21 protein-coding genes and 1 other annotated feature are annotated in these 23,320 nt (G+C 58.4%); of the genes, 5 read left to right on the forward strand and 16 right to left on the reverse strand.

Annotated elements, in window-relative coordinates:
- Window positions 1-393: nuclear transport factor 2 family protein (locus P9M14_09035; protein MDP8255881.1), on the reverse strand; the 393-nt coding region annotated here is incomplete at its 3' end.
- Between the two features lie 326 nt (window positions 394-719).
- Here P9M14_09035 and P9M14_09040 point away from each other — a divergent pair.
- Window positions 720-1,382: a choice-of-anchor J domain-containing protein gene (locus P9M14_09040; protein ID MDP8255882.1), complete on the forward strand. Its 663-nt coding sequence runs from the start codon at window positions 720-722 to the stop codon at window positions 1,380-1,382.
- A 134-nt stretch (window positions 1,383-1,516) separates the two neighbouring features.
- Here P9M14_09040 and P9M14_09045 read toward each other — a convergent pair whose 3' ends face one another.
- Window positions 1,517-2,119, reverse strand: coding sequence for a hypothetical protein (locus P9M14_09045; GenBank protein ID MDP8255883.1), 603 nt, complete (start codon window positions 2,117-2,119; stop codon window positions 1,517-1,519).
- A 388-nt stretch (window positions 2,120-2,507) separates the two neighbouring features.
- Between P9M14_09045 and P9M14_09050 the strand changes: the two genes are divergently transcribed.
- Window positions 2,508-3,739, forward strand: a protein-coding gene (locus tag P9M14_09050) for an IS3 family transposase (GenBank protein ID MDP8255884.1) whose coding sequence is annotated in 2 segments (ribosomal slippage) — window positions 2,508-2,799 and window positions 2,799-3,739 — 1,233 coding nt in all. Because the reading frame shifts where the segments join, the coding sequence is not laid out codon by codon here.
- Window positions 2,786-2,902: a sequence feature (AL1L pseudoknot), on the forward strand. (Overlaps the previous gene by 117 nt.)
- A gap of 27 nt (window positions 3,740-3,766) precedes the next feature.
- Here the strand turns inward: P9M14_09050 and P9M14_09055 are convergent.
- The 8 genes from P9M14_09055 to P9M14_09090 all read right to left on the reverse strand — a co-directional run bounded on the left by P9M14_09055 (window position 3,767) and on the right by P9M14_09090 (window position 12,755).
- On the reverse strand, window positions 3,767-4,153 hold the full coding sequence (locus P9M14_09055; protein ID MDP8255885.1) for a hypothetical protein: 387 nt from the start codon (window positions 4,151-4,153) through the stop codon (window positions 3,767-3,769).
- A gap of 1,521 nt (window positions 4,154-5,674) precedes the next feature.
- A complete protein-coding gene (locus P9M14_09060) occupies window positions 5,675-6,391 on the reverse strand; it encodes a glycine cleavage system protein H (protein ID MDP8255886.1) in 717 nt (238 codons plus the stop codon).
- A gap of 45 nt (window positions 6,392-6,436) precedes the next feature.
- Window positions 6,437-6,562, reverse strand: a complete 126-nt coding sequence (locus P9M14_09065; GenBank protein MDP8255887.1) for a hypothetical protein — start codon at window positions 6,560-6,562, stop codon at window positions 6,437-6,439.
- A gap of 9 nt (window positions 6,563-6,571) precedes the next feature.
- Complete coding sequence (locus P9M14_09070) at window positions 6,572-7,249, reverse strand: glycine cleavage system protein H (protein ID MDP8255888.1); 678 nt, start codon at window positions 7,247-7,249, stop codon at window positions 6,572-6,574.
- Window positions 7,250-7,641: 392 nt separating this feature from the next.
- On the reverse strand, window positions 7,642-9,642 hold the full coding sequence (locus P9M14_09075; protein ID MDP8255889.1) for an ATP-binding cassette domain-containing protein: 2,001 nt from the start codon (window positions 9,640-9,642) through the stop codon (window positions 7,642-7,644).
- 364 nt (window positions 9,643-10,006) lie between these two features.
- Window positions 10,007-11,026 carry an iron ABC transporter permease gene (locus tag P9M14_09080; protein ID MDP8255890.1) on the reverse strand — a complete coding sequence of 340 codons (1,020 nt, stop codon included), beginning with the start codon at window positions 11,024-11,026 and terminating at the stop codon, window positions 10,007-10,009.
- Window positions 11,023-11,814: a heme ABC transporter ATP-binding protein gene (locus P9M14_09085; GenBank protein MDP8255891.1), complete on the reverse strand. Its 792-nt coding sequence runs from the start codon at window positions 11,812-11,814 to the stop codon at window positions 11,023-11,025. The genes P9M14_09080 and P9M14_09085 overlap by 4 nt, the downstream gene beginning before the upstream one ends.
- Window positions 11,811-12,755 carry a helical backbone metal receptor gene (locus P9M14_09090; GenBank protein ID MDP8255892.1) on the reverse strand — a complete coding sequence of 315 codons (945 nt, stop codon included), beginning with the start codon at window positions 12,753-12,755 and terminating at the stop codon, window positions 11,811-11,813. The genes P9M14_09085 and P9M14_09090 overlap by 4 nt, the downstream gene beginning before the upstream one ends.
- 81 nt (window positions 12,756-12,836) lie before the next feature.
- On the opposite strand from P9M14_09090, the gene P9M14_09095 reads away from it, so the two are divergent.
- Window positions 12,837-14,453, forward strand: coding sequence for a hypothetical protein (locus P9M14_09095; GenBank protein ID MDP8255893.1), 1,617 nt, complete (start codon window positions 12,837-12,839; stop codon window positions 14,451-14,453).
- Between the two features lie 40 nt (window positions 14,454-14,493).
- On the opposite strand, the gene P9M14_09100 is transcribed toward P9M14_09095, so the two are convergent.
- The 4 genes from P9M14_09100 to P9M14_09115 form a co-directional block, all read right to left on the reverse strand.
- On the reverse strand, window positions 14,494-15,639 hold the full coding sequence (locus P9M14_09100; GenBank protein ID MDP8255894.1) for an N-acetylmuramoyl-L-alanine amidase: 1,146 nt from the start codon (window positions 15,637-15,639) through the stop codon (window positions 14,494-14,496).
- Entirely contained in the window at window positions 15,623-16,510 is an 888-nt protein-coding gene (locus P9M14_09105; protein MDP8255895.1) for an isoaspartyl peptidase/L-asparaginase, read from the reverse strand. Before P9M14_09105 ends, P9M14_09100 begins: the two co-directional genes overlap by 17 nt.
- Window positions 16,497-17,372 carry a hypothetical protein gene (locus tag P9M14_09110; protein MDP8255896.1) on the reverse strand — a complete coding sequence of 292 codons (876 nt, stop codon included), beginning with the start codon at window positions 17,370-17,372 and terminating at the stop codon, window positions 16,497-16,499. The genes P9M14_09105 and P9M14_09110 overlap by 14 nt, the downstream gene beginning before the upstream one ends.
- A 139-nt stretch (window positions 17,373-17,511) precedes the next feature.
- Window positions 17,512-18,510, reverse strand: a complete 999-nt coding sequence (locus P9M14_09115) for a dienelactone hydrolase family protein (GenBank protein ID MDP8255897.1) — start codon at window positions 18,508-18,510, stop codon at window positions 17,512-17,514.
- Between the two features lie 172 nt (window positions 18,511-18,682).
- Between P9M14_09115 and P9M14_09120 the strand changes: the two genes are divergently transcribed.
- The gene (locus P9M14_09120) at window positions 18,683-19,564 is read left to right on the forward strand and encodes an alpha/beta hydrolase (GenBank protein ID MDP8255898.1); all 882 of its coding nucleotides are present in this window, start codon (window positions 18,683-18,685) and stop codon (window positions 19,562-19,564) included.
- A gap of 14 nt (window positions 19,565-19,578) precedes the next feature.
- Complete coding sequence (locus tag P9M14_09125; protein MDP8255899.1) at window positions 19,579-21,117, forward strand: DUF4388 domain-containing protein; 1,539 nt, start codon at window positions 19,579-19,581, stop codon at window positions 21,115-21,117.
- A gap of 74 nt (window positions 21,118-21,191) precedes the next feature.
- Here P9M14_09125 and P9M14_09130 read toward each other — a convergent pair whose 3' ends face one another.
- Window positions 21,192-22,118, reverse strand: a complete 927-nt coding sequence (locus P9M14_09130; protein ID MDP8255900.1) for a radical SAM protein — start codon at window positions 22,116-22,118, stop codon at window positions 21,192-21,194.
- 239 nt (window positions 22,119-22,357) lie between these two features.
- Complete coding sequence (locus P9M14_09135; protein ID MDP8255901.1) at window positions 22,358-23,185, reverse strand: hypothetical protein; 828 nt, start codon at window positions 23,183-23,185, stop codon at window positions 22,358-22,360.
- Window positions 23,186-23,320 lie beyond the last annotated feature (135 nt).

Below are 23,320 nucleotides of genomic sequence, written 5' to 3' on the forward strand. Positions count from 1 at the left end.
CAACGCCAGCAATTCCACCCGATCGAAATAGACCTCATTGCGATAGATCAGACCGTCGCGCAGAAACACCAAACACACGCCGTCGCAAACCAATGTCTTGCCGTTCACCGGGATCTCGGCGCGCCACAGATTGACAAAGCCATCGCGCATGGGCACCGCCTCGCGCTGGGTCCAAACCCACTGCGGATTTTGCGCCAACAACTTGCGGAAATATTCCGTCAACGCTGCCTTGCCGCGAACCCCCTGCGGCACCGACGGATCGAGGTACAACGCATCGTCCGTGTAGAACGCGGCCAACACCTCCGGCCGATTGCCTGTCCACGCCGGCAACCATTTCCCGGCAAACTCCCGCGCCCGCTCTACAGTCCAAAATTCCCGGCCATCGTCACTCATGACTCCCCCATCCAATTATTGTCCATGATACTGAATTCCCGACCATTTGACATGCCCACCTGAATGCTGGGACAGATTATTGTCTGCTTGGGGTAGTTCAAGGGTAGTTCAAGGGACACCCATACTTAACTATTGACGTCTAACTGGCGTAGTAATATATTAAGCGCATGTTGCGAATTTCTCGGAATGTGGCTGAATCAACCCCGCATCACGTGACCCAGCGGGACAATCGCCGCCTACCGACCTTTTTCTGCGACAAGGACTATCAAGTCCAAGTTAAGTATGGTGTCCCCCGAACTCTCTCAAACAGCATAAGGAAAAATAATATGGTTTTTAAATCGATAGTTCCGATAATCTGTTTAATTACTTTGTTATTTTTTTCCTTCTATGTAGTGGCCGACGATAGGGGCGAACGTAAAGGTTTTACTCTGTTAGAGGAAGATTTTGAGAATGAGTTTCCGCCAGAGGGCTGGCGTCTGATTCAGACCAACCCTGACAGCACTTGGCAGCAGGGCTCAGTCGAGTTCGATGGCAGTTGCCTGCCCCATGACGGTAATAAACTGGCTTACATAGAAGCTGAGGAAGATCAGGCGTATGACGAGCAGTTGATAACGCCATTGCTCACTTTGAGCAGCCAGATGGAAAGCGCGGATGAAAGATCATATACTGTCCATTTGTGGGCATACATAGATGATTATGACTACCATGATGATCCGCTGAAAATTGATTATCGATGCAATACTGCTAATAGTCCCTGGAATCGCATTGAATTCATACCTGGCGACACATTAGATCCCAATGGATTATCTCAAATTAATTTTTCAACAATTGATGAACCTTATGATTGTTATTATAACGGAATTTATTTTCGCTTTAGGTATGTAGGCGGGCATGATCATGGGGTATGCATTGATAGTATTAAGGTAGTCTATTCAGGCATTTTTTATTATGATGAATCGGACGACGACGATTCCGGCTGCTGCGGGTGAAATTCGATGAGGCGTGCGGACACGATGCCTAATCAAATTGCCCTATCTACCGGCAAGCAATTAAGTATCGTGTCCCCGGAATTATCCCTTGGCGATACGGAGTAGGCTCGCATCCCGTTTAGCTTTACCCCCCACTAGGTTCTCCCAATGCAAAACATTGATATCTGTTCCAGATAAATCGCTTTCTCAATTGGGCTTATAAAGCACAGAACCGTAAATGCCAACATGAAGTAGAAAAGGTAACGCATGCATTTGATCATCCTGTCATCCTTTATTCCGCCTTCTTTCTTAAAGCCCAGTAGATAAACAAAGCGGACAGGTAGAAAATACAATAAAAAGTGTGGAATTAGACTCATGAGAATAGGCATTTCCCAATCTATTTTACCATAAAAAACTGATGTAATAGGATGAGATTCATATTCGACATCGGCCGCGATACCCTTTAAACGAATGCCGGACCAGAACAAAAATATCAACAAGGCAAGAATGCCGGTTGCGATATTGACTGAAATATTACCATGCATGTCCTTTTCTATAGTATGATAAAGTATCCATATCAGTGCAATATTAATCCCAACGACCGCTGCTGATAAAAGCTTGTTGTGGGTATTCAAGATGTCGATGAAAAAATATAGACAAGCCGCACATGCCAATATCAACAAAAAAATGAAAAAATAAGTGGGAATATCGGATATAATGTCTATTATATCACGTTTTTGAGGATCCTGGTCTCCCACGAAGGACTGCCTCCAACCCCCATAATCGTTCTTCCCCATATCAACCGCTGAGACGGGGCGTTTCCACTACCCTTCGAAACGAAGCCCGCACCGATGCCCCTGCGCAAGCCCGATTCATATTTGTATGACTCATCTATACAAGTACCCGATGTCCTCTGTCAAGCAAAATCACTTGAAACGTACAATCTGGTATCCCTGTTAACTAGGATTTGTCTCTCTCCGACACAATTCTGAGAACTCACGGGTTGCGCTTGGGACCCCGAGAGGAATTCCGCCGTTGGCGGAACCTTCGGCCCCCGATTTTGCTGCGAGCGGAATTAGCAGCCGACCTGATCGTTTGAACCGCCCCGACTTTCCCGGAGGCTTCAAGAATTGAGAGAATGGAGTTATGGGAAAAGGGAAAACTTATTCACGCGAGGTGCGAGAGCGGTCGGTTCGCCTGGTTCTGGAGAACGAGGCGGAGCACGGTTCACGCTGGGCGGCGATCTGTTCGATCGCTGGGAAGATCGGTTGTACTGCCGAGACGCTGCGCAAGTGGGTGCTGCAGGCGGAGCGTGACGCCGGAAAGCGGGAGGGGCTGACGACCTCGGAAAGAGAAGAGCTTAAGGCACTGAAGCGGGAGAACAAAGAGCTGAAGCGGGCGAACGAGATCATCCGCAAGGCAGCGGCTTTTTTCGCACAGGCGGAGCTCGACCGCAAACCGAAATGATGGTGGACTTCATCGAGGAGCACCGAGACGCGTACGGGGTCGAGCCGATCTGCGCAATGCTGCCGATCGCCCTGTCGACATACTACGAGCACCGCGTCCGGCACGAGGATCCGAGTAAGCGGCCCAAGCGTGCCGGACGCGACGAGCAACTGCGAGACCAAATACAACGGGTCTGGAAGGAGAGCTTCGAGCTGTACGGCGCTCGCAAGGTCTGGCGTCAGCTCAACCGTGAGTGTATCGACGTGGCCCGCTGCACGGTCGAACGTCTGATGCGCGCCATGGGGCTTCGGGGCGTGGTTCGGGGGCGTGCCTTCAAGGTCACCACGGTTGCCGATGAGGCGCTCGAGAGGCCCGCAGACCTCGTCAAACGCACCTTCGAGGCGGACTGCCCGAACAAGCTCTGGGTGGCCGATCTAACCTACGTGGCGACATGGGCGGGTTTCGTCTACGTCGCCTTCATCATCGACGTGTTCTCCCGCTTCATCGTGGGCTGGCGGGTGTCCCGGTCGCTGAAGAGCGACATCGCTCTGGACGCCCTGGAGCAGGCCCTGGCAGCCCGAGCTCCTGACGCCGGGCTCATCCATCACAGCGACCGGGGAGTGCAGTACCTCTCGATCCGCTACACCGATCGCCTGGCCGAGGCGGGCATCGTGCCGTCGGTGGGAAGCGTGGGAGACTCCTACGACAACGCCCTCGCCGAGACCATCAACGGCCTCTACAAGACCGAGGTCATCTGGAAAGACGGTCCCTGGAGGGGCATTGACCCCGTGGAATACGCAACCCTGGAATGGGTGGATTGGTTCAACAACCGAAGGCTTCTCGAGCCGCTCAGATATCTTCCACCCGCAGAGTACGAAAAGATGTATCATGACCAGATTGAGACACCAGCCGCGGTGGCTGGACTCAACTAACCGAGTCTCCGAAGAACCCGGGGCGATTCAGTCTCCAAACTTCAAGCTCCAACATTTTTTGATTTCTTCTTTGGTAAAATTTAGAGACTTTTTGCATTTTGGGCAATTAATCTCAAAATCAGACACACCATCTTTTGCCATTTTATCGGCGAGATCCAACATCCAACCACCTTCAGGAAAGTAAACATATCCACATTGCTCACAAATGCCTAATTTTGTTAAATTATATTCTCCTGTTCTTTGGCATTGGTTTGTATTGGTGCACATATAAACTGTAACTGGTTTGGAGAGAGGAATATGCATCCCTGGTGCAATTTCTTTGGTTGGAGTTTTGAAGTTGGCGGTAGCTTGGAGTTTGCGGTGTTCCCCCACTACTTCTTCGCCACAGATTGTGCAATACGGTTTGTCGTCCATCATTAACTCCTTTTCTTTCTGTATCTGAGCCTGTTTCAAAACCTGAGCAAACCCGGCTTCTGGGTTAGCCCCGGTTGTCGGATTCCCGATGAATCCGACGATACTATTTTCACGCTCGCGAGATCAAGCTAATTTTGATCCCTGTCCCTCGCTAAAACTCGTCCGCCAATGAAATCAACGTCTTGCGAGCATGGCAAATTTGGCCTATCCTGTCAACATGAATGCTTGATTCGTTGTGCTGTTTTAGGTGTTGCTTTTCGACCGGCGATCACAAACATCCAAACGCCCGATCTATTTTTGGCGAACGACCGGCTAATGTTCGGACCGGGTCCCTGCCTTTTCGACGCCAGCATCTCTTGCTACTCCGAGTGTAACTGTCACGAAAAAAACAGCGCTTTCTAAAATGACCCGTATATTCAACAGCTTCTTTGCGATCGGACTTGATGGGCAAAGTCCGAACGACATGGAGAAAGAGAGAGAAAATGGGGTAAAATCGGGGCAAAATGTGCGTCTGGGGCAGCGAGCCAGTCCGATTGGAGCAGGCCGCCAGGCGCGGCGCGAGAGGTGGTAAATCCCTTTATATCAAGCGCTTATACGCCACAAACGACGGTAGCCCCAAGGTGGGGCTACAGAACAGAGAGACAGTCCTTTTTAGGGGATCGTGGTGGAGGCGGTCGGAGTCGAACCCCCGTCTGAATTGTGCCTTGTGTTTCAATGAACTGCTCCAAATTATAATTCATTACGCTGCTATGTCAAGGAAAAATACGCAGTAGCTTGTGGGGATTAAGGGAGTTCCAGGGGGGTTCCAGGGACACGATACCTAACTAATTTTCAACTTCTTGTTTTTAATGGCTTATAAGATTACGTGCCTCTCACGCCTGATGATATTGGGGCCAACAAAGTCTAAAAGCATTTGACACACCTCCCCATCCCCTGGTAAAATATAAAGGTGCTCATTGAAATCTAAATCACGAACGGCGATTGGAAAAAGAAGTGCGGGGGCGGCTAGTTGACATAATATTTTGCCAAATTTTCCATGCGATTATTTCGCATTAGAATCAGCACCTTACAGACCGGCGAAAACTCAACCTATGCGATCAACTAAGCCCTGTCGTACTTGCGCGAAATTACAGGAAAATCGCGGTTTTTTTCGAAAGATTATCGCATGCATGCGGTTTCAAGATTACCCTGATTAATCAGCAACTTGCGCGGCAGGGAAAAACAGTATATGAACATCGCATGGAGCCAAATCGCGATTACCAAGTAATTTCAACGACTATACGCGCTTCGTAACCTATACGAAATCTGTGATTTGAAATCCCAATTCGTATGCAAGTCCTAAAGTATTTTACCAGGGGTTAGATTCTAAGCGGTTGAATAATTAAGACAAAATCCGGCAAAACAGCGAAATCCAGCATATCAAGTAATACTTGACATTGTCGCGTATACTCATTGTTAGAAAAAGCAAATCCCCCACCGCCCTTTTTGGGCTTGTGGGGGAGTATCTGAGCAAGAGGGAGGCTAGTTGGTGAGGAAGAACTCGCGACAGATCTCGTCCCAATGCTCCGGGTCGAGCTGGCGTGCCATGCCGCTTTTAAGCAGTGCGCCGTCAGCAACCACAGTGCCCAGGGCCGCATCCGAGCGCGCGGCCAGCACGCCCACCGCGGTCTCGGTCCAGACTTTGGCCAGCTTATCCTGGATCAGATTCTTCAGGTTTTGCGCGATGTTGGCCGACTTTACCCGCAGCAGCCAACCCTTGTTGTAGGGGTCGCTGTTGATGGTCTCGGGGTGTTCCAGCGCATTGCGGTTGACCTCAACCACCTCGCCGTCAACCGGCGAAAGCATCTCGATCCGCCTGCCGTCGGCCTGCAGCGACCATCCGTTGGCGCCCTGATGCAAATCCTGTCCAATATCGGGCAGTTGCACGCCATCGATCTTGCCCAACAGGCTTTGTGCAAAGTCGTCCAGGCCCAGGCTTACCGTCTGGTCGTCCTCCACCCTGGCCCAGGTATGGCCCTGGTGAAAGTAGATATCCTCTGGAACTACAATACCTTGCACCTGATGGGCCTCGGTGGCCTCAAGCGGAGTACGCGCCTCGGCCGCTGCCTGTCGGACCGGCTGCGGGCTGTGCATCAGCACGTAGAACAGTAGGAACAGCGCCATGAATCCAAAGGCCAGCGCATACTCGAAGTACTTGGTATATAAGACGTAATCTACGAAGGTGTGGAAGGAGTCCATCATCTATCTCCTTGCTGCCGTCTCGAGTCTCATGGCCCTGAATCCCTAGGCCGAGACGCGCTGTGCGCCCGGAACCGCGGGCTGCTGGGCCTTGTGGTGCCTGACCATCGCCAGTACGCCGTCGACTGAGATCGCGATCGCGAATGCCGCTGCCACGCCGATGACTACCATGGTAACCTCCTAATTTCCTTTGGAGTTTTTCTTTTCGCGGTTGTAGAACATCTGGCTGGCCAGCTGCTCCCACTGCTCTTTGTCGAGCGTCAGGGCCGCGCCCTCGACCAGCTCGCCGCCGTCGCCGTAAACCATGCCAAGGTCCGGAAACGCATCGCGGAAAAAGCGGTTGCGCTGGAATTCCGTCCACTTGGCGAATCGGGAGCTGCTGTAGAGGTCGTGCAGTTCACTATTAAGAGCCGTGGGCAGGATCTTCATGATCCAGGTCTCGCCGCCATCCGGATCGACCAGCAAGTGCGGATTCTTCAGCGCGCGCTTGTTAACCTCGATAATCCGGCCACTTATCGGCGCAGGCTGCGAAAGCTTGCGGTCGCCGAACTTGATCGTCCACAGCTTGGAGCCGCGTTTGATCTTGGCGCCAGGCGACGGAACGTCGATCTGCTCGATATCGCCAATGAATCGCTTGGCAAAGTCGTCCAGACCAACGGCAACGGCCGCGCGCTGGACCTCGACCCAGGTGTGACCCTCGTGGTACAGACGATCCTGCTGCTGCTCCAACTCTGGAGCCGCCTGCTCGGTGTTTGCTTTTACGATTACGTTTGCCTTTTTTTCTGCTAACCTCCGCACAACCAGCGCGTCGATCAAAATGAATGCTGCCAACGTGAGAATTACTAGGATTGGAACCATTTTTGCCTCCCTTATTGCCTGTTCCGCACCTAATTAATCCAAGAATCGCGCCAACCAATGTTATTTGAGATATTAATTTGGATTAAATTTTATTATCCTCTCAATTCAATGACTAACAGAGTTGACAGATCATCACTTTCAATACTTCCTATAGCTATGATCGATCGCTGAAATTGGAAAAATTCAACGGCGATTTTGCTGCAATTCGCCGTTTCGCCATAACCTGCTGTTATTAGCGATTAATTTTTGGTGATGAAATTGTCAACGGCGGTTGTTGCGATAGTCAACGCCTGGAATTAACCTCAGGGTCGCTTTTATCGTGTTTAATATGTCGTCGATGTCACTGTTGTGAAATTAATCAAAGGCCTGCAATACGCCTAATCTTAAATAGCTTATTGACTAGCCTCGCCGGTCTCGGCCTCGTGGTTCAGTTCGTCAAGCTTGCGTTGCAATGGTTCGGTCAGCTCAACTTGATGTTCCCAGCGCGCGGTCAGCTCATCGATCTTTTTACGGTTCTGGCCAAACCGCCTAACCAACTCGCGGGTCTGCTCGTCATCCTTGCGATAGGTCTCGGGGTCGGCTAGCATCTCGGACATCTCACTTTGCTGTTGTTCAAGCTGATGGATGCGTTTTTCCAGCTCTTCGGCCTTATTTGTGATCTGTCGCAATTTATCGCGGTATTTCCGACTCTCGAGGGATATCCGTTTACGCCGCTCATAGGCTGTCTCAGACTTGGGGGTCTGGATGATCCCGGCCGAATCCTCCGAGCCCTTTTTAAGATCAATATCCGACTGGCGTTCGGAATGGTATAGATAGTCGTCGAGATTTCCCGGGAAAGAAGTCAGCTTGCCCTCCGCGATTTCCCAGACGCGTGTGGCCAACCGGTTGACGAAACTCCGATTGTGGCTGACGAAAACCAGAGTACCGTCATAATCTTGAAGCGCCTCGGCCAGCATCTCAGAGCTTTCCAGGTCAAGATGGTTGGTCGGCTCGTCGAGCAGCATCAGATTGGCCGGCCGCACCAACAGTCTGGCCAGGGCCACCCGCGCGCGTTCTCCACCGGAGAGCACCCCGACCTGCTTGTACACCTCGTCACCGCTGAATAGGAAGGCTCCGAGAATCCGCCGTACCTCGGTTTGCGCCATGGAGGGGACCAGATTCCAGACGCTTTCAAGAACGTTCAGGTTGGGATCCAGAGCGTCTGCATGGCGCTGGGTGTAGCTGGCGATGCCGACGTTGTGGCCACAGTGGACCTCACCCGAATCGGGCTCGAGATCGCCTGAGAGCAGCCGCATTAATGTAGTTTTACCAGCGCCGTTGCGCCCAACGATTGCGATCCGCTCGCCGCGAGCTACAGTCTGATTCAGCCCGTTGTAAAGCACAAGCTCGCCGAAACTTTTACTCAAGCTCTCCAGCCTAAGCACCTGCTTGCCGCTGCGCTGCACATCCGGAAAGGTAAACCGCACGCTCTTACGCTGGGAGAGCACCTGGACGCGTTCGAGCTTTTCCAGTTGCTTGATCTTGCTCTGCACCGCGCGCGCCTTGGTGTTTTTAGCGCGGAAACGATTGATGAAACGTTCGGCGCGTTCGATCTGCTCCTGCTGCCGCCGGGCGCGCTGTTCCAACTCGGCCTCGAGATTTTCGCGCATCGCCCGATAGCTGTCGTAATCGCCGACGTGCGAACGCAAGCCCTCGGGCTCGAGGGCCAGGATCCGCTTCACCTGGCGATTGATAAATTCCCGGTCATGGGAGATCAGGATCATCGAGTGCTTATAATCGTGTAAAAATCCGTCGAGCCATGCCATCGAAGGCACATCGAGGTGGTTCGTCGGCTCGTCGAGCAGCAGCAGGTCAGGTTGCTGGAACAGGATCGAGGCCAGGGCCACGCGCATCACCCAACCCGAGCTGAACTCGTGCAGCGGCCGCAACAGATCGCTTTGAACAAAGCCCAGGCCCATCAGGATCCGTTTCGCCTCGTGTTCCGAGTAGGTGTTCTCGAAGCACTCGAGCTGTTCGTGCAACATCGCCAGGCGCTGTGCCGCATCGAGCTGCTCCTCTGCATCCTGGGAACTCTCGAGGTCAGCCTCGAGCCGGGCTATCCCCTTGATTAGCTCGTTGCGTCCCGGGATCATCGAGAGCACTGTGCCCAAAGGATTGTCGCCGGTCATTTCCACGATATCCTGAGGCAGGTGGCCGACTTTGGCCCCGCGGGCCATGTTCAGCATCCCCTTGTCCGGCTGGACGCTGCCCTCAATCAGACGGAAGAGAGACGACTTGCCCGTGCCGTTGGACCCGACCAGGCCGATCCTGTCGCCGGAGCCCACGCGCAGCGACGCGTCGGTAAACAGAGCCTTGTCGCCGTAGCTCAGGCTCAGTCCTTGTACATCCAGCAAGTTCACGGCCGCAGTTTGTACCGTAAATCGCGCTCGATGTCAGCAATGCCCAACCCATATCGGATTACACTGTGTAAGGCAGCTGACAATCTGTAAGGATTAAAAAACTAAAGTTGCGGGCGTCCTTTGAGATATCGATTTGATTTTATTGATAAATTACCCGGCCCACTCCTTCGGCACGAGAATTGCTTATTAGTTAGATTAGGGTATGCGTGAAACCCTACGGTTCATAAAGGTTTTAGGTATTAACGATCAGACTTGGGGGGCTGTTATGATCACAAAAGCGATATTCTTCACTGGAGTAATGGGATCAGGGACGATCCTGCTATTCGTTGTCGTCTCGTTTTTCGTGGCTTGACGCTTCCTACCACTGGCCCCGCTTCTTCGCCCTGAGCAACAGCCCAAGGAAGAACGGCCCTCCGATCATCGCAGTCAGCACGCCCACGGGCATCTCCGTCGACGGTATGATCGAGCGCGCCGCAGTGTCGCAGGCAACCAGCAGCGCCGCTCCAAGAAACAGCGAGCACGGCAGCACTAGGCGGTTGTCCTGACCGACGATCATCCGCACCGTGTGCGGCACGATCAGCCCGACGAAGCCGATCGGCCCTGACACTGAGACGCACAATCCGACAACCAGACTCGCCGCGAAATAGGCCAGCCGCTGAGTGCGCTCGATGTCCACGCCGCGGCTGGCCGCGAGCTGCGGATCGACTGCAAGTTGGTTCAACGACGGACCGAGGCCTATCAAAATCGCCACGCCGCCGAGCACCGGCAGGCTGATGCGCAACGGTACCCAGATGCCCACCACGTCCAGTCCGCCCATCAGCCAGCGCACCATGCTGTAGGTCTCGGTGAAATCCGCGATGTAGTGGACGAACAAAATCAGCGCGCTGAACAGAAAGCTGACCGTCACTCCGGCAAGCAGCAACACGCTGGCCGGCAGACCGTTGCGTCCGCGGGCCAGCAGGTAGACGATCGATACCGAGATCCCGGCGCCGGCCAGCCCGAACAGCGGCACCGTGGAGAGCCCGAAGACTTTGATGGCCAGGCCCAGCTTAATGCCGATCACCGCGCCCAGGGCGGCTCCCGAGCTGGCCCCCAATGTATAGGGATCCGCCAGTGGATTGCGCAGCAGCGCCTGGAATGCGCAGCCGGCCACGGCCAGCGCGCCTCCAACCAGCGCCGCAAGCAGCACGCGCGGCAGACGCGCCAGCCAAAAGATGCGCGCGTCGGCACTGCGCATCACATCCGACCACGAGCCCAGCGCCTCGCCCAGGTCCAGCCGGTGCCCGCCGATGAACGGGGCGATGAGCACCACGATCGCGGCCAGGGCGGCGAACGCCCCGCTGATGGCCAGCAGCCGCCGCAGGCTCAGACCGCTCATCGCTTGAGGTCCCCAACCGCGGGCAGCACATAGGGCAGGTCCGCATCCGGCCGATCGGCGACCAGCACCTCGGCGTCGTAGACCTCGGAGAGCAGCTCGGGCCGGATCACTTGCGCCGCAGTTCCGTCGGCGCGCAGCGTTCCCTTGGATAGCATCACGATCCGCGGACAGAACATCGCCGCCAGGTTCAAATCGTGGGTCACGGCGATCACGGTTACGTTCCGACTGCGATTGAGCCGTTGCAGGATGCGGTAGATCTCGACCTGAAAGTGCAGATCCAATGAGCTGGTCGGCTCGTCGGCCAATAGTATTTTTGGCTGCTGGGCCAGGGCCGCGGCCACCATCACCCGCTGCTGCTCACCGCCGCTGAGCTGGGGCATGGCGCGGTGGGCCAAGTGCTCGATTCCGCATTCTTCCATCGCCTGGCGGGCCAGGGCCAGATCCTCGGCGGTCTCGAACGGCGCGAGCCCCTTGTGCGGATGACGGCCCATCAGCACCACCTGCTCCACGCTGAACGGGTATTGTGTGCCCAACTGCTGGGGGATCAACGCCATGCTGCGCGCCACCTGCCGCCGCGAGTATTGATCCAGCTCTTTGCCGTCGATCTCGACCCGTCCTTGCTGCGGCTTGAGCAGTCCGCCGAGCAGCTTGAGCAGCGTGCTCTTGCCCGAGCCGTTGGGACCGACGATGCCCACGAACGAGCCGGAGCGTACATCGAGAGTCAGCCCGTCGAGCACGGGCTTTTCGGAATAGCTGAAAACCGCATCGTGAATCGCGATGCCGCTCATCGCACGCCGCCCGCACCGGATAGCGCCTCGCCGCTGGCCGGATCGAGATTGATCTGGGGATGCAGCAGACCGGCGATCACCAGCGCCAGCTCGCCCACGCGCGGACCGGCCACGCTCACGCCCTGGGCGCTGAGCTGGTGTACCCGGTCGTTCTTCACCGCGCTTAAAGGCCCCAGTGTGGCCCATAGCTCGCGCTCCTGTTGCGGGTCAGCAGCGCTGGGGTCGGTCATCAGCACCACGATCACCTGCGGATCGGCGACGATGATCGTCTCCTTGTTGATCCGTGGAAACTTCGGCGCTACCGGGGCGACAATGTTCTGCGCTCCGGCAATGACCGCCAGTTCGCTGATGAAGCTGCCGGGCGCGGCCGCGTACACGTCTTGCAGCGTTCCCGGCGAGTGGCCCACGCACAGTAGGGCCCTGGTCTGCGGCAAATCGGCGACAAGGCCGTGCACGTGCTCGAGCTCTCCGCGAATCCGCTCGCTCAATTGCTTGCCGCGTTGTGGTTCGCCCAGCGCCTCGGCAATGGCGTCGATGGAGCCGTAGAGCTCGGGCATGGTTTCCGAGCCCACGGCCAGGCTGCGAATCTTCAGCACGGCGAGCTTGTCCGGTGCCTCGTAGTCCGAGATCAGATGGATCACCAGGTCCGGCTCGAGCAGAGTGATCGCCTCGTAGTCAGTGTTGAACAAACTGCCGACCCGCGGAAGTCCGATAGCTTGCGGAGGATACGTGGAAAAATCGCAGACCCCCACAACGCGCTCGCCCAATCCCAGGGCAAAGAGGATCTCGGTCACGCCCGGGGAAAGCGAGACGATGCGTAGCGCAGGCGCACCCTTCTCCGGCTCCGTCGGCTCGCTCTGGCGCGGGCAGGAGGCTGATAGCGCCAGCAGCGAGACCGCACAAACCGCGATCAACGCAAGCCTGATTCGGGGGCTGAACATCGCGCCCTGATTAACAGATGCGCATCGGCCGCGCAAGACACGGACTTCCGTATCGGGCCGCGCCGTGCAATCATCCCCTCGATGAAGAGCAGAGCGGACAGGGGCACACGAATCGCGACCGCGGTTGTGCTGGTTGTCGCCGTATTGTGGACCACCCTGCCCCAAGCCCTTCAGCCACGGCTGATCCCCGACTATTGCCTGGAGGAGCTTTACGCCGCCTGGAACATGCCCGGCCTGGTCACGCTGTTCCACGACGGATTGGATCTCGACGAGATCGGGCAACGCTTGCAGCTCAACCGTGGGTCGAGCGAGAGCGCCGCGGGATCGCTGACCTACGTGCTGCTGCTCTGGCCGTGCTTCGCCCTGTTCGGGCTCGGGCCGCTGGGGCTCAACGTGGCAACGTTTTTAGTCAACCTGCTGCTGCTGGCAGGAGCCTGCCTGATCTGCCGCAGGCTGTTCGACGCGCGCACCGCGATTTTGCTACTCGCCCTGATGGCCGCGATCCCCTGGTATCGGGCGATTGCGCTTAGCCGCAACTTCTTCGGCCTCTCGGCCCTGGTCGGGCTGGCAGCGTGCGCGGCCGCGCTATATGCAATCGAGCGCCGCAGGCGGGTGCCGTACCTGGCGGCCGGATTGCTGGTCGGGATGACGATCCACGGCTACGTGGTCAATCGCCTGCTGTTGCTCGTGGTGCCGCTGTATTGCGCGCTGGTCTGCCTGGCCCCGCATCGTGGACGAAAGTTGGACAAGCAGGGCCTGCGACTCTGCGGCTGGCTGGTGCTCGGCGTACTGATCGTGCTTGGGCCGAGTCTGGCCGACCCGGGAAACGTGCTGCACAACGCATTCACCGGCGACCAGGAGAGTCCGTTCAAGGCGGCTGCGCCGGACGAGCCGTTGCGCGACTACCTCGAGGTAGTCGATCCGCTACGCAACGCCGAGGTGATGTTTGGCAGCCCCAACTTCTGGTTTAACAGCGGCGGGCTGCACTGGACGCTGATGGCGCTGATCGCGCTCGGCGCGACCTCGATTGCCCTGCGTCGGCAACGTACGGCAGCGCTGTTCGCGCTTTACGGGCTGTGCGCCGTGGCAGGTATCATCTTCTTCGCCCAGTGGGTCACGCCCTCGCGCGTGGGCGGCTGTCTAATTCCGCTGCTGTTCCTCGCAGCCTGGGGCTTGCGCGAGATCGCGCTGCTGCTCGAACGGCTGGTCCCGCGGCTCAAACCCTGGGGCTCGTCGCTGATCGTGGCCGCTGCGCTGTGCGCCGTGGCCTGGCCCAGCGCGCGCGCCTTTGACCGCCAAGCCCTCGCGCCCGGCCCGTGGCAGATAGCCGCTCAGCAGATCGAGACTCACGGCCTGCGCACCTCGCACCTGCTCAGCAGCGATAAACAAAGGCTGCGCGCGGGCAAGGTGGTCTTCCTCGAGCTGGCGCACGCCTTCTCGGATCAGGACGTGGCGCAAATGGAGCCATACCTGCGACCAGTGGGCCAGGAGCGTTGGACCCTGAGTCTGCCGGTGCACGGTCCGGGCCCCTATGAGCTGATGCTGGTAGCGCAACACGACGAGCTCGACGGACGGGATCTCGCCGCGCTTGGGCAACAGGGCTACCGCATTGAGCACGCGGGCGAGGAGATACTGCTGGTGATCGGCCCTGACCAGGGAATCGCACAGACCTTCGACCTGCTCTCGCCCGAAAATTAAGATCTAACGCCCGCAGTAGAAGGCTCTTGAATATTACGGGCTACATGCCGTTGCGCAGGCGGGCGTCGTAATCCACGATTGCCATGGCAATGGCGCGCGCCAGCTCAAGTTGGACCTCGGGTCGGCTGAGCCGCCGGGCCTCGTCCGGATTGGTGATGAACCCGACCTCGACCAGTACCGCGGGCATCTGTGTGCCGATCAACACAAAAAACGGCGCCTGCTTGACCCCGCGGTTGGCTGTCTCAGCGAAATCCGCGAGGCGCGATTGGATCAGCTCAGCGACCTCGGCCGAGGCCTGCAGCACCTCGGTCTGCACCATGTCCCAGAGGATTGCCTGCAGGTCGGACAACGCGTCGGGTGAGGGCCCGCCCTCAAGCTGGAGCACGGCGTTCTCCTCGGCGGCCACGGCCGCGGCCTGCTCGTCCGAGGCGGTCATCGCCAGGTAGAAGGTCTCGACCCCGCTGGCCTCGCTGCGGCGATAGCCGTTGGCGTGAATGCTGACGAACAGATCCGCGCCCCAGGCGTTGGCCAGGCGCGTACGCTCGGCCAGCGGTACGAACACGTCGCTGGTGCGCGTCATCAGCACCTCGCACCCCAGCTCGCGCTCGATGATCGGCTTGGCCATCAACGCCACGGCCAGGGTCACGTCCTTTTCGCAATGGCCCTCGGGCCCCAACGCGCCGGGATCGCTCCCGCCGTGCCCGGGGTCGAGCACCACCCGGCTGATGGCCGCGGGCTCGAGCGCAGCCCGGATCAGCTCGGCACCCGGCCGATCATCGGACGTAAACGACTCGATGATAACCGGCGATCCCAGCAGCTCCGAGAGCGGCCCGAGAAACGCGGCCGGGACCGCTACGGCGCCCTGCACCCAGCGCGGCGGCGAGGGCAGCTGGATCACTCGGCCATCGAGCAGCAGCTGTGGCGACCCGGGGGCGAGCACCAAACGCGAGGTGCCGCGGGCTAGGCTGCTGCGTTGCGTTTCAGGGTGCGAGGTCAGCTTGACCTCGAGGGCTCGGCACAGCGCCGACAGGTCATAGTACTGCTCGCCCTCGATTGTCCAAGCGGGGATCAGTGCCGAGTGTCCGCCGACGCTGACCTGGGCCGCGCCCAGCAGCAGCGGCAGCAACAGCAGCAGGGCCAACGCCCACAGCGGCAATCCCTGCAACGGCCTACCCTCTTGAAGCATGGGCCATGGAACCGGTGTTGAACGCGGCGCCGAGATTGCCGCGCAGGTCGATGGCGATCAGCCCGGCCCAGCCGCCGATGGCATCCATCCGCTTCAGCGCGGTCTCGCACGCGGCCTGGGCGTCGACGCCCTGCTCGATCAGGTCGGTGGCGGTCTTGGCCAACACCACGCGGATGATCTTCTCGCCGATACCGGTGCAGCTCACCCCCGCGGCGGCGTTGGCATATGTGCCGCAGCCGACCAGCGGAACGTCGCCGACCCGTCCGGGCAGGTCCACGGCCAGCCCGCCGGTGCTGGTGCCGGCGGCCAGGCGACCGCGCCGGTCCAGCGCCACCGCGCCCACCGTCCCGAGCATCGCCTCGCCCTTGATCTGGTCGCGCAGCAGCTTGAGAAACTCCACCCGCCGCACCTTGGCAAAGCGATGGCGTTGCTCGATCCAGATCTTGAGCTTGGCGTCGGTGCGCGTGTCGTAACTCTCGAAACCCTCGGCGCGCGCGAATTCCGTGGCCAGGGTTCCCATCAGGATCGAATGGATTCCCAGGTCGAGCAGCCGGCGGGCGACCAGGATCGGATTGCGTACCTGTTCGACCTGGATCACCGCACCGACGTTGAGATTGGAATCCATTAGGCAGGCGTCCATCCGGCAGGTGCCGTCCATCTGCACGTAGCTGCCGGTGCCGGCGTTGAACAGCGGATCGTCTTCCAGGATGCTCACCGTGCTGCAGACCGCGTCCTTGGCGTTGCCGCCCTCGCGCAGCACTTTGTAGCCCGCTTCGGCCGCCTGCTCGACCACCTCCCGGCGTTTGGGATCGGTGCGTTTCTTGGGGCTCGCCCCGCCGTGAACGATAATTTTCGGTTCAGTATTTGTCATAGGCCTGCAGGTCGACCTCCAGTTCCAGATCGTCGTCGAGCACGTTGAAATCGGTATTGACCGTGAACTTGTCGTAGTTGACTTCGGCCTTGTAGCCGCCCCTGGTCAGGTAGTAAATCGCCGCCTGGCCGTTCTTGGTCTCGCGTTGGGCGAGCCCCTCGTCGGTGACGATGCGCACCAGCGCGCCGTCAAGGCGGATCTCGCCCACGAGTACGAAGATGCTGACTTTGCGCTTGCCCACCAGACGCGCCTGCTCCTCGTAGAGCACCTTGTCGTAGCGGTAGCTGCTGGTGACCGGCTCGCGCAGCACTCCCAGCGGCGGAGTGTGCGACTCATGCCCCTCGACCGGCACCGCGGGCTGTTGCTGTTGCTCGAACTCCGCGGCCAGCGGCTCTAGTCCGGCCTGAAAGGTCAGGTAAAGATTGGACGTGGCGCGCGGTTTGGAGGGGTCGACCATGCCGTGGGAGAGCCAGAAGCACAGCAGGTCCAACTCGTCCGACTTGAGTTCGGGCATGAACTTGATCCGGCGCAACCGGTTGCGGGCCAGCAACAGCAGCAGCGACTGAACCGCGGGATCGTGCTGGAACTCGAAGCCGAGCATCACGTCGTTGGCCATCAACGCGCCCTGGAATTCAATCAACTCCAGGTAACCGTAGAGCCTGGTGATCGCGCCGATCCTACCCAGCAGCCGATTCAGTTGTTCCTTGTATTCGCGGCTTGGACGCGACTCCCCGGCTCGTTCGCCGATCAGTTCCATCAGCGTACCGCACGCCTTGAGCAACCGGTGCTCGCTGACGGCCGCACTGCGCAGCTTCAGTCCCGAGGGGCCTGCGATCCTGGCCGATCGCTTGTCAGTGGGCATCGAGATACTCCTGTAAGCCCGGATTCTTCATAGAGCTACCAATGCGGCTCAAGATCTGTCCGCGATTCGGTTCCCGGCGAGTAAAAGTACTACATGGTCCGCCGTCGGGCAACACGCCCAAGGGCCCTTTAGATCTGGGTCAGGGATCGATGTAGGGGTGGTCCAGGGTGCGGCACAGGTGGCGCTGAATCCGCTTGTAGGCGTAGCCCATCATGAGAAACGAGCTGTAGTGGCCGGTGGGCACAACGTACATCTCGGGCCGGCCGCTGTTCTCCCAGGAATCCTTGGCCACGGAATACTTGATGATGCAGTCGAAGTAGCCGTTGATCATCAGCAGGCTCTGCGGGTCGATGCGATCGGCATAAGCATAAGGATCGACCTCGCCCAGCTGGAGGCGCGCGAACTGTTCGAGATCCTTCTTGGAGACGTCGTGTCGCTCGCGGATCGCCTTGCGCAGCCTGCGCACGACTATGTAATCGCTGTTGACGAGGATCTGCGGCAGGTCCGAGGCGCCGAGCAGCATCACGCAGGACTTGATCCGCGGGTCGGCCTCGGCCGCAAGCTGGCCGAGGATCGCTCCCAGGCTGACCCCCATAATCCCGATCCGCTCGGGATCGACGTACGGCTGTTGCTGCAACAGATCGATGCAGCGGCGGATGTCGATCACCGCCTGGCGGAACAACACGGTGTTGTAATCCAGCTCGCGGTCGGGCTTGAAGAACCGCGCCCGGCGCTTGAACACCAGAGCAACGAATCCGCGCTGCGCAAAGTATTCGCCGAAGCTGAGCATCAGATTGTAGTTGCCGCCGGTGGGCGGAAGGATGATCACCGCCGGCCGACGCACGTTGCGCTCCAGGGGCACAAACAGGTAGGCGGTGGCTACCTTCTCTTTGATCAGCTCGACGTCGCGCACGCGGAACCGCACCTTGTACAGCGCGCAGCCGCTACGCAGGCCCTGGTACTTCCACTTGACCGGAACCGGCGAGCGATCGTAGTCAAAAGACGCCAGCTCGTCGGTGGGGCGCTGGAACTCGGCGGCGTAAGGGTCGGCCTGGTATTCGCGGTGCGCGCATCCCGTAAATACGGCGGTCAGCAGCAGCAGGCACAGCGCCGGCCATATCAGCTTGCGATTGTCCATGTTCCGCACCGCCTTGGGATCTGTGGTTCAAGCTCTTCGGTTATAGCCTCAGGGCCGCATAAACTGCAATGTCTCATCAGTTCGACCGCCGGGTCCAAAAATGACTACCATTATTCTTGACGCTAACCCATCGTCTGATATGATTGTTTAATTGAGTACCCAACGCATTGAGATGAAAGCAATAAAGCAAAATTACGTCGTAGGCTTCGACTCCTGCAAGATCCATTACACCGCATATGGAGCAGGCACGTCGCTGGTAACGACCAACGGCGCAGGTCTCTCGACCTCGTTCTGGAGGCCGTTGGTGGATTATTTCAAGCCCAAACTGCAGGTGGTCAACTGGGATCTGCGCGGTCACGGCCTGTCGTACTTTCCCGAGAGATTGCGCAATATCACCATCCCGGCGCTGGCCGAGGATCTGCTGGGAGTGATTGACGACGTGGGCGCCGACAAGTGCGTGCTGGTCGGCCACCACGTGGGCGTACAGATCGTGCTCGAGCTCTACCGTCTGTGGCCCGAGCGCGTGGCGGCGCTGGTGCTGGTCTGCGGCGGCCCCAGCAAGCCCAACGAGCAGATGTTCAACTGGCGCTACGGCCGTGAGCTGATGCAGGCGACGACCTTCCTTGGCACCAACTTCCCGCGCGGAGTCGAGCTGTTTACCGAGCTGCTCACCTCCAGCCCGCTGGCCTTCCCGCTAATCAGGCGCATGTTCCTCGACCCGCTGTTCGCCCGCCGCAAGGACTTCAACGAGTTCCTCGATCACCTGTTGCAGATCGACTTTTCGATCTTCTTCGCGATCACCCGCGCTGCCATGGAACACAGTGCCGAGGATATGCTCGAGGAGATCACTGTGCCCACGCTGGTGGTCGGCGGCGAGGATGATCGGTTGACTCCGTTCAAGGTAGTGAAGAAAATGGCGGAGCAGATTCCGCAAGCACAACTACTCAAGGTCTGGCACGGGACTGCTGCTGCGCTCGTTGAGCAGCCGGCCGTGATCAACCTGAGAATCGAGAAGTTTTTGCGGGACTGCAACCTGCTGAGCAAACCATGTTAAGCGGAGAGTCGGTGATGTCGCAAAGTGAGGATCGCACACATTATATGAAGGGGAGTCTGGCCTCGGTCCCCACTCCCAAGGTGATCTATTTCTTCGCAAGCGGCGAGAAGACCGGCGTGCTGGCTCTTACCAACGGCAAAAAGAAAGTTCATCTGCACTTCAACAAGGGCAAGCTGGTCTACGTTACCAGCAGCTATTTTCCCAAACTCTCCATCGGCGACTTTCTCGCCGAGCGCAACCTGATCTCCGAGGATGTCAACCTCGCGTCCAAGGAAGAGATCAAGCGTTCCAAAAAAAAGCAGGGCGAATGGCTGCTCGAGAACAACTACATCACGCCCCACGACCTTTACCAGGCACTCAACGAACACGTGCGGCTCAAGCTGCTGTCGGTCTTCGAGTGGATCGAGGGCGAGTACTACTTCCGTGACAACGGAATCATCGACGAAGAATACCAAGTACTCAACCTGAACATCCCGGCGTTGATCTACGAGGGCGTGCGCGAAAAACTGCCGATGAACAAGATGCCGCGCGAGTTCCGCGGACGTAAGGAAAGCCTGATCTTTAAACGGCCCGACCCGCCGTTCATGATCAACGACCTGCCGATGGGGCCTGGCGACAACAGGATGTTCGAGAAGCTGGTGAACGGCAAGCTCACCCTACGCCAGGCGGTACACGCCTCGAAAATGAAGCCCAAGCGCGCCTACAAGATCCTCTACGCGCTATATATGCTCGGTCTGATCGGTTTCCCGGAGAACGTGGGCAAGACCCGTACGCTGCCCAAAACTCCGGCCGCGAAAACTCCCAAGCCCAAGGCGAGCAAGGGCTACGAGATCAGCATCGACGAAGAGCTGATCAGCTCGGCGTTGGAGTCGGTCGACCGCATCAGGCAGGAGGTCACCCGCGACGTCGAGAGTCCGGACAGCGCGATTGGAGAAGACGCCGCGCGACTGGCCAAGGCGGCCGAAGACGAAGAAGAGATCGAGGTCGAACTCGCCGAAGAGGTGCCGGACTACGTCGAGGAAGAGCCCGACGACGAACCGCGCGAGGAATACAAGCCCGAACAGGAGGCGATCGACGATTTCTCTCTACAGCAAGACATGTCCTGGGATAAGGACGACTCGACTACTCCGCCTGAAGAGGAAACCGAGGAGCCGATCGAAGAGCCCGAGCTGCCCGACATGGAGGAGAAGTCCGCCGAGGAGCTACTGCATATTGGCCAGGATCTGATCGGGGAATCGAACTTCGATCAGGCTCAACTGGCGTTGCAAAAAGCGATCGAGCTCGACGGCGAGCTGGCGGAAGCCTACAGCTTCCTGGGTTGGGTGCAGTTCAACCTCGACGACAGCCAGGCCGGCCTGAGCCAGGCCGAGCAGACGATCAAGCAGGGGATCAAGATCAAGGCCGGTCAGTGGCAGGCCTACCTCAACCTGGGCAAGATCTACCGCGACGTGGGCGAGAACGAATTCGCCGAGCTGCACTTCGTCAAGTGCCTGGAACACAACCTCGACTGCCAAGAGGCGCGCGACGAGATCCGCAAGATCCACAATAAGTAGATAACAAAATATCAGCATCCAGGGGCGGCCCATTGGGTCGCCCTTTTTTACATTGATGGTCTGGAAGCCCGCGCTCAGTCGCTGATCGACAGGTAGAAATCCCGGTCGCCGAAGACCCGGTGCTGGACAGCCCCGGAATCGACCAACTCGGTCAATAGCTGTTTGGCCAGCTTACGGTCGATCTGCAACGCCTCGATCACTTCGTCCAATGTCGCCGCCCGCCGTTTGAGCAGCTCGAGCATCCGCCCGCGTTCGTCCCCTAAAACCGGGGCCGCGCCGGACCTGCCGAAGCTGCCGACCAGCTCGCAACTCGGGCCGAACAGCCCGCAGACATTCTCGAGGTAGGTGCGCGAGACCGGCTGCGCGCCCTGGTCTGCCGGCGGCCTGGTAACGGTGGCGACCTGGATCCTGTCGGGCATGATCTCGTCGATTACGCGACGCAGGCGCGTCAGCTCGTGGGGCGAGTCGTTGATCCCCTTAACCAGCAGCACCTCTAGCCAAAGCTGTCCGGCAAAGCTGCTGCGAAACGTTGCCAGCCCTTGGATCATCGATTCGAGCGACACACCGCGGGCTGGTCGGCACAGACGCTGGAAGGTCTCGGGGACTACGCTGTGCAGGCTGGGCAGCACGATGTCTGCGGCTGACAGCTCGCTCCTGACGTCCGGACGATCGATCAGCGTCGAATTGGTGATTACCGCCACCGGAAGCTCGCTGACCCGTTTGACGCGGCGGATCAACTGTCCCAGACGGCTGTTGAGCGTCGGTTCGCCCGAGCCCGAGAACGTGATGATATCGACCTTCATCGGCAGCGCAAGCGCCTCGGTCAGCTCGTCGATCACCCGCTCTTCGTGCACGAACGCGGAGCGCTCCACACTCTTGCGCGAGGTGCGGTCTACTTCGCAAAATAGGCAATCACAGGAACAGGTATTGGCCGGAACGATGTCTATGCCAAGGCTGTATCCCAGGCGGCGCGAAGCGACGGGTCCAAAGATGTAATTCATGCCCGCATTCCCATCAGGCCCGGTTGTCTGCCAAACCGTTTCCCTTCTGTATCACCGCCTTCCGGGGCTGTCAATTTAGCATTTGACACCTGCGAATCGCCGGGGATACGATGCTTGCGTTCATATTGTACAGAAGCGAATGGACGCCTAGAGGGCGCCCATAAATTCGCCCCAGGGGTTAGTTCACTCCCAACCTCTGGGGATATTTTTTTGTGCCCGGCTCGAAGCCGGAGTGCTGACTAGGCGCTGTCCAGGCGTTCGCACAGCTGGCAGATCGATTCGCGGTCCTCCTCTGCCAGTCCTTGTCCGATCCGCAGGGAGTTGCGTAGCGCCTCGGCCACGCGACGACGGTGCGGCGGACCGAAGCAGGCGGCGATGATCGCCGGTTCGAGCTCTTTGACCAGCCGCCGGTCGAAGCTAAACATCCGGTGGAAAAAACCGCTGAGCAACGTGTCGGACGCCTCGGAATCGCGCAGAGTCCACCTGACAAGGGCGCGCACAAAGCCCAGGGGCCAAGCCGAGGGCGGCCGGCCGAACAGCAGCACATCGTTGGTCTGTTCGATGATCCGCGCGCCGTAATCAAGCCGCGCGCGCAGGCCCAGCCTTGAAAGTCCCAGGTCGTGCTGCACCAGGTAGCCATCGAGCTCCAGGGCCTTAAACGGATCCTCGCGGAGGCGCTGCAATTCACTGCGGGCCAGGACGCTCTCAATGCGCTCCTGCGGCGATGCTCCCTGGTCCGTCCTCCATTCCAGCTCGCCGGCGATCGCGGCTCGGCAGGCGTAGATTACGGCCACCAGGTGCTTACAGAACGGATCGCGCACGAACGGGCATTCGCACAGGGCGATAAAGCCGTCGGCTCCCTCGAGGAAATAGACCTGATACGGCTCCTCGCCGCTGCCGCTGACCGCGGTGGTAATCTCGTTGGGCCTAACCAGCAGCGGCCCGACATGACCGTGCTCGAAATAACGCTTGCCGCGCTGGATGATCGTCGGCGCCGTCCAATCTTCGGACCTAAGCTCGGATACGCGCTTTAACAGCTCGGGCGCCTGTTGTCGATGATTCACCATCAGCAGCCTGACTTCTCAGGAAGCCCTGTGGGGTTGGCACAATGGGTGCTGCAATTATTATAGAACTTTTCCTGTTAAATTGTTGTCATCATACAAGGGGGCGGCTTGCCCGCTACCAGGGGGTGTGCTATGACG

Source organism: Candidatus Alcyoniella australis (genome assembly GCA_030765605.1).
GTDB lineage: Bacteria > Lernaellota > Lernaellaia > JAVCCG01 > Alcyoniellaceae > Alcyoniella > Alcyoniella australis.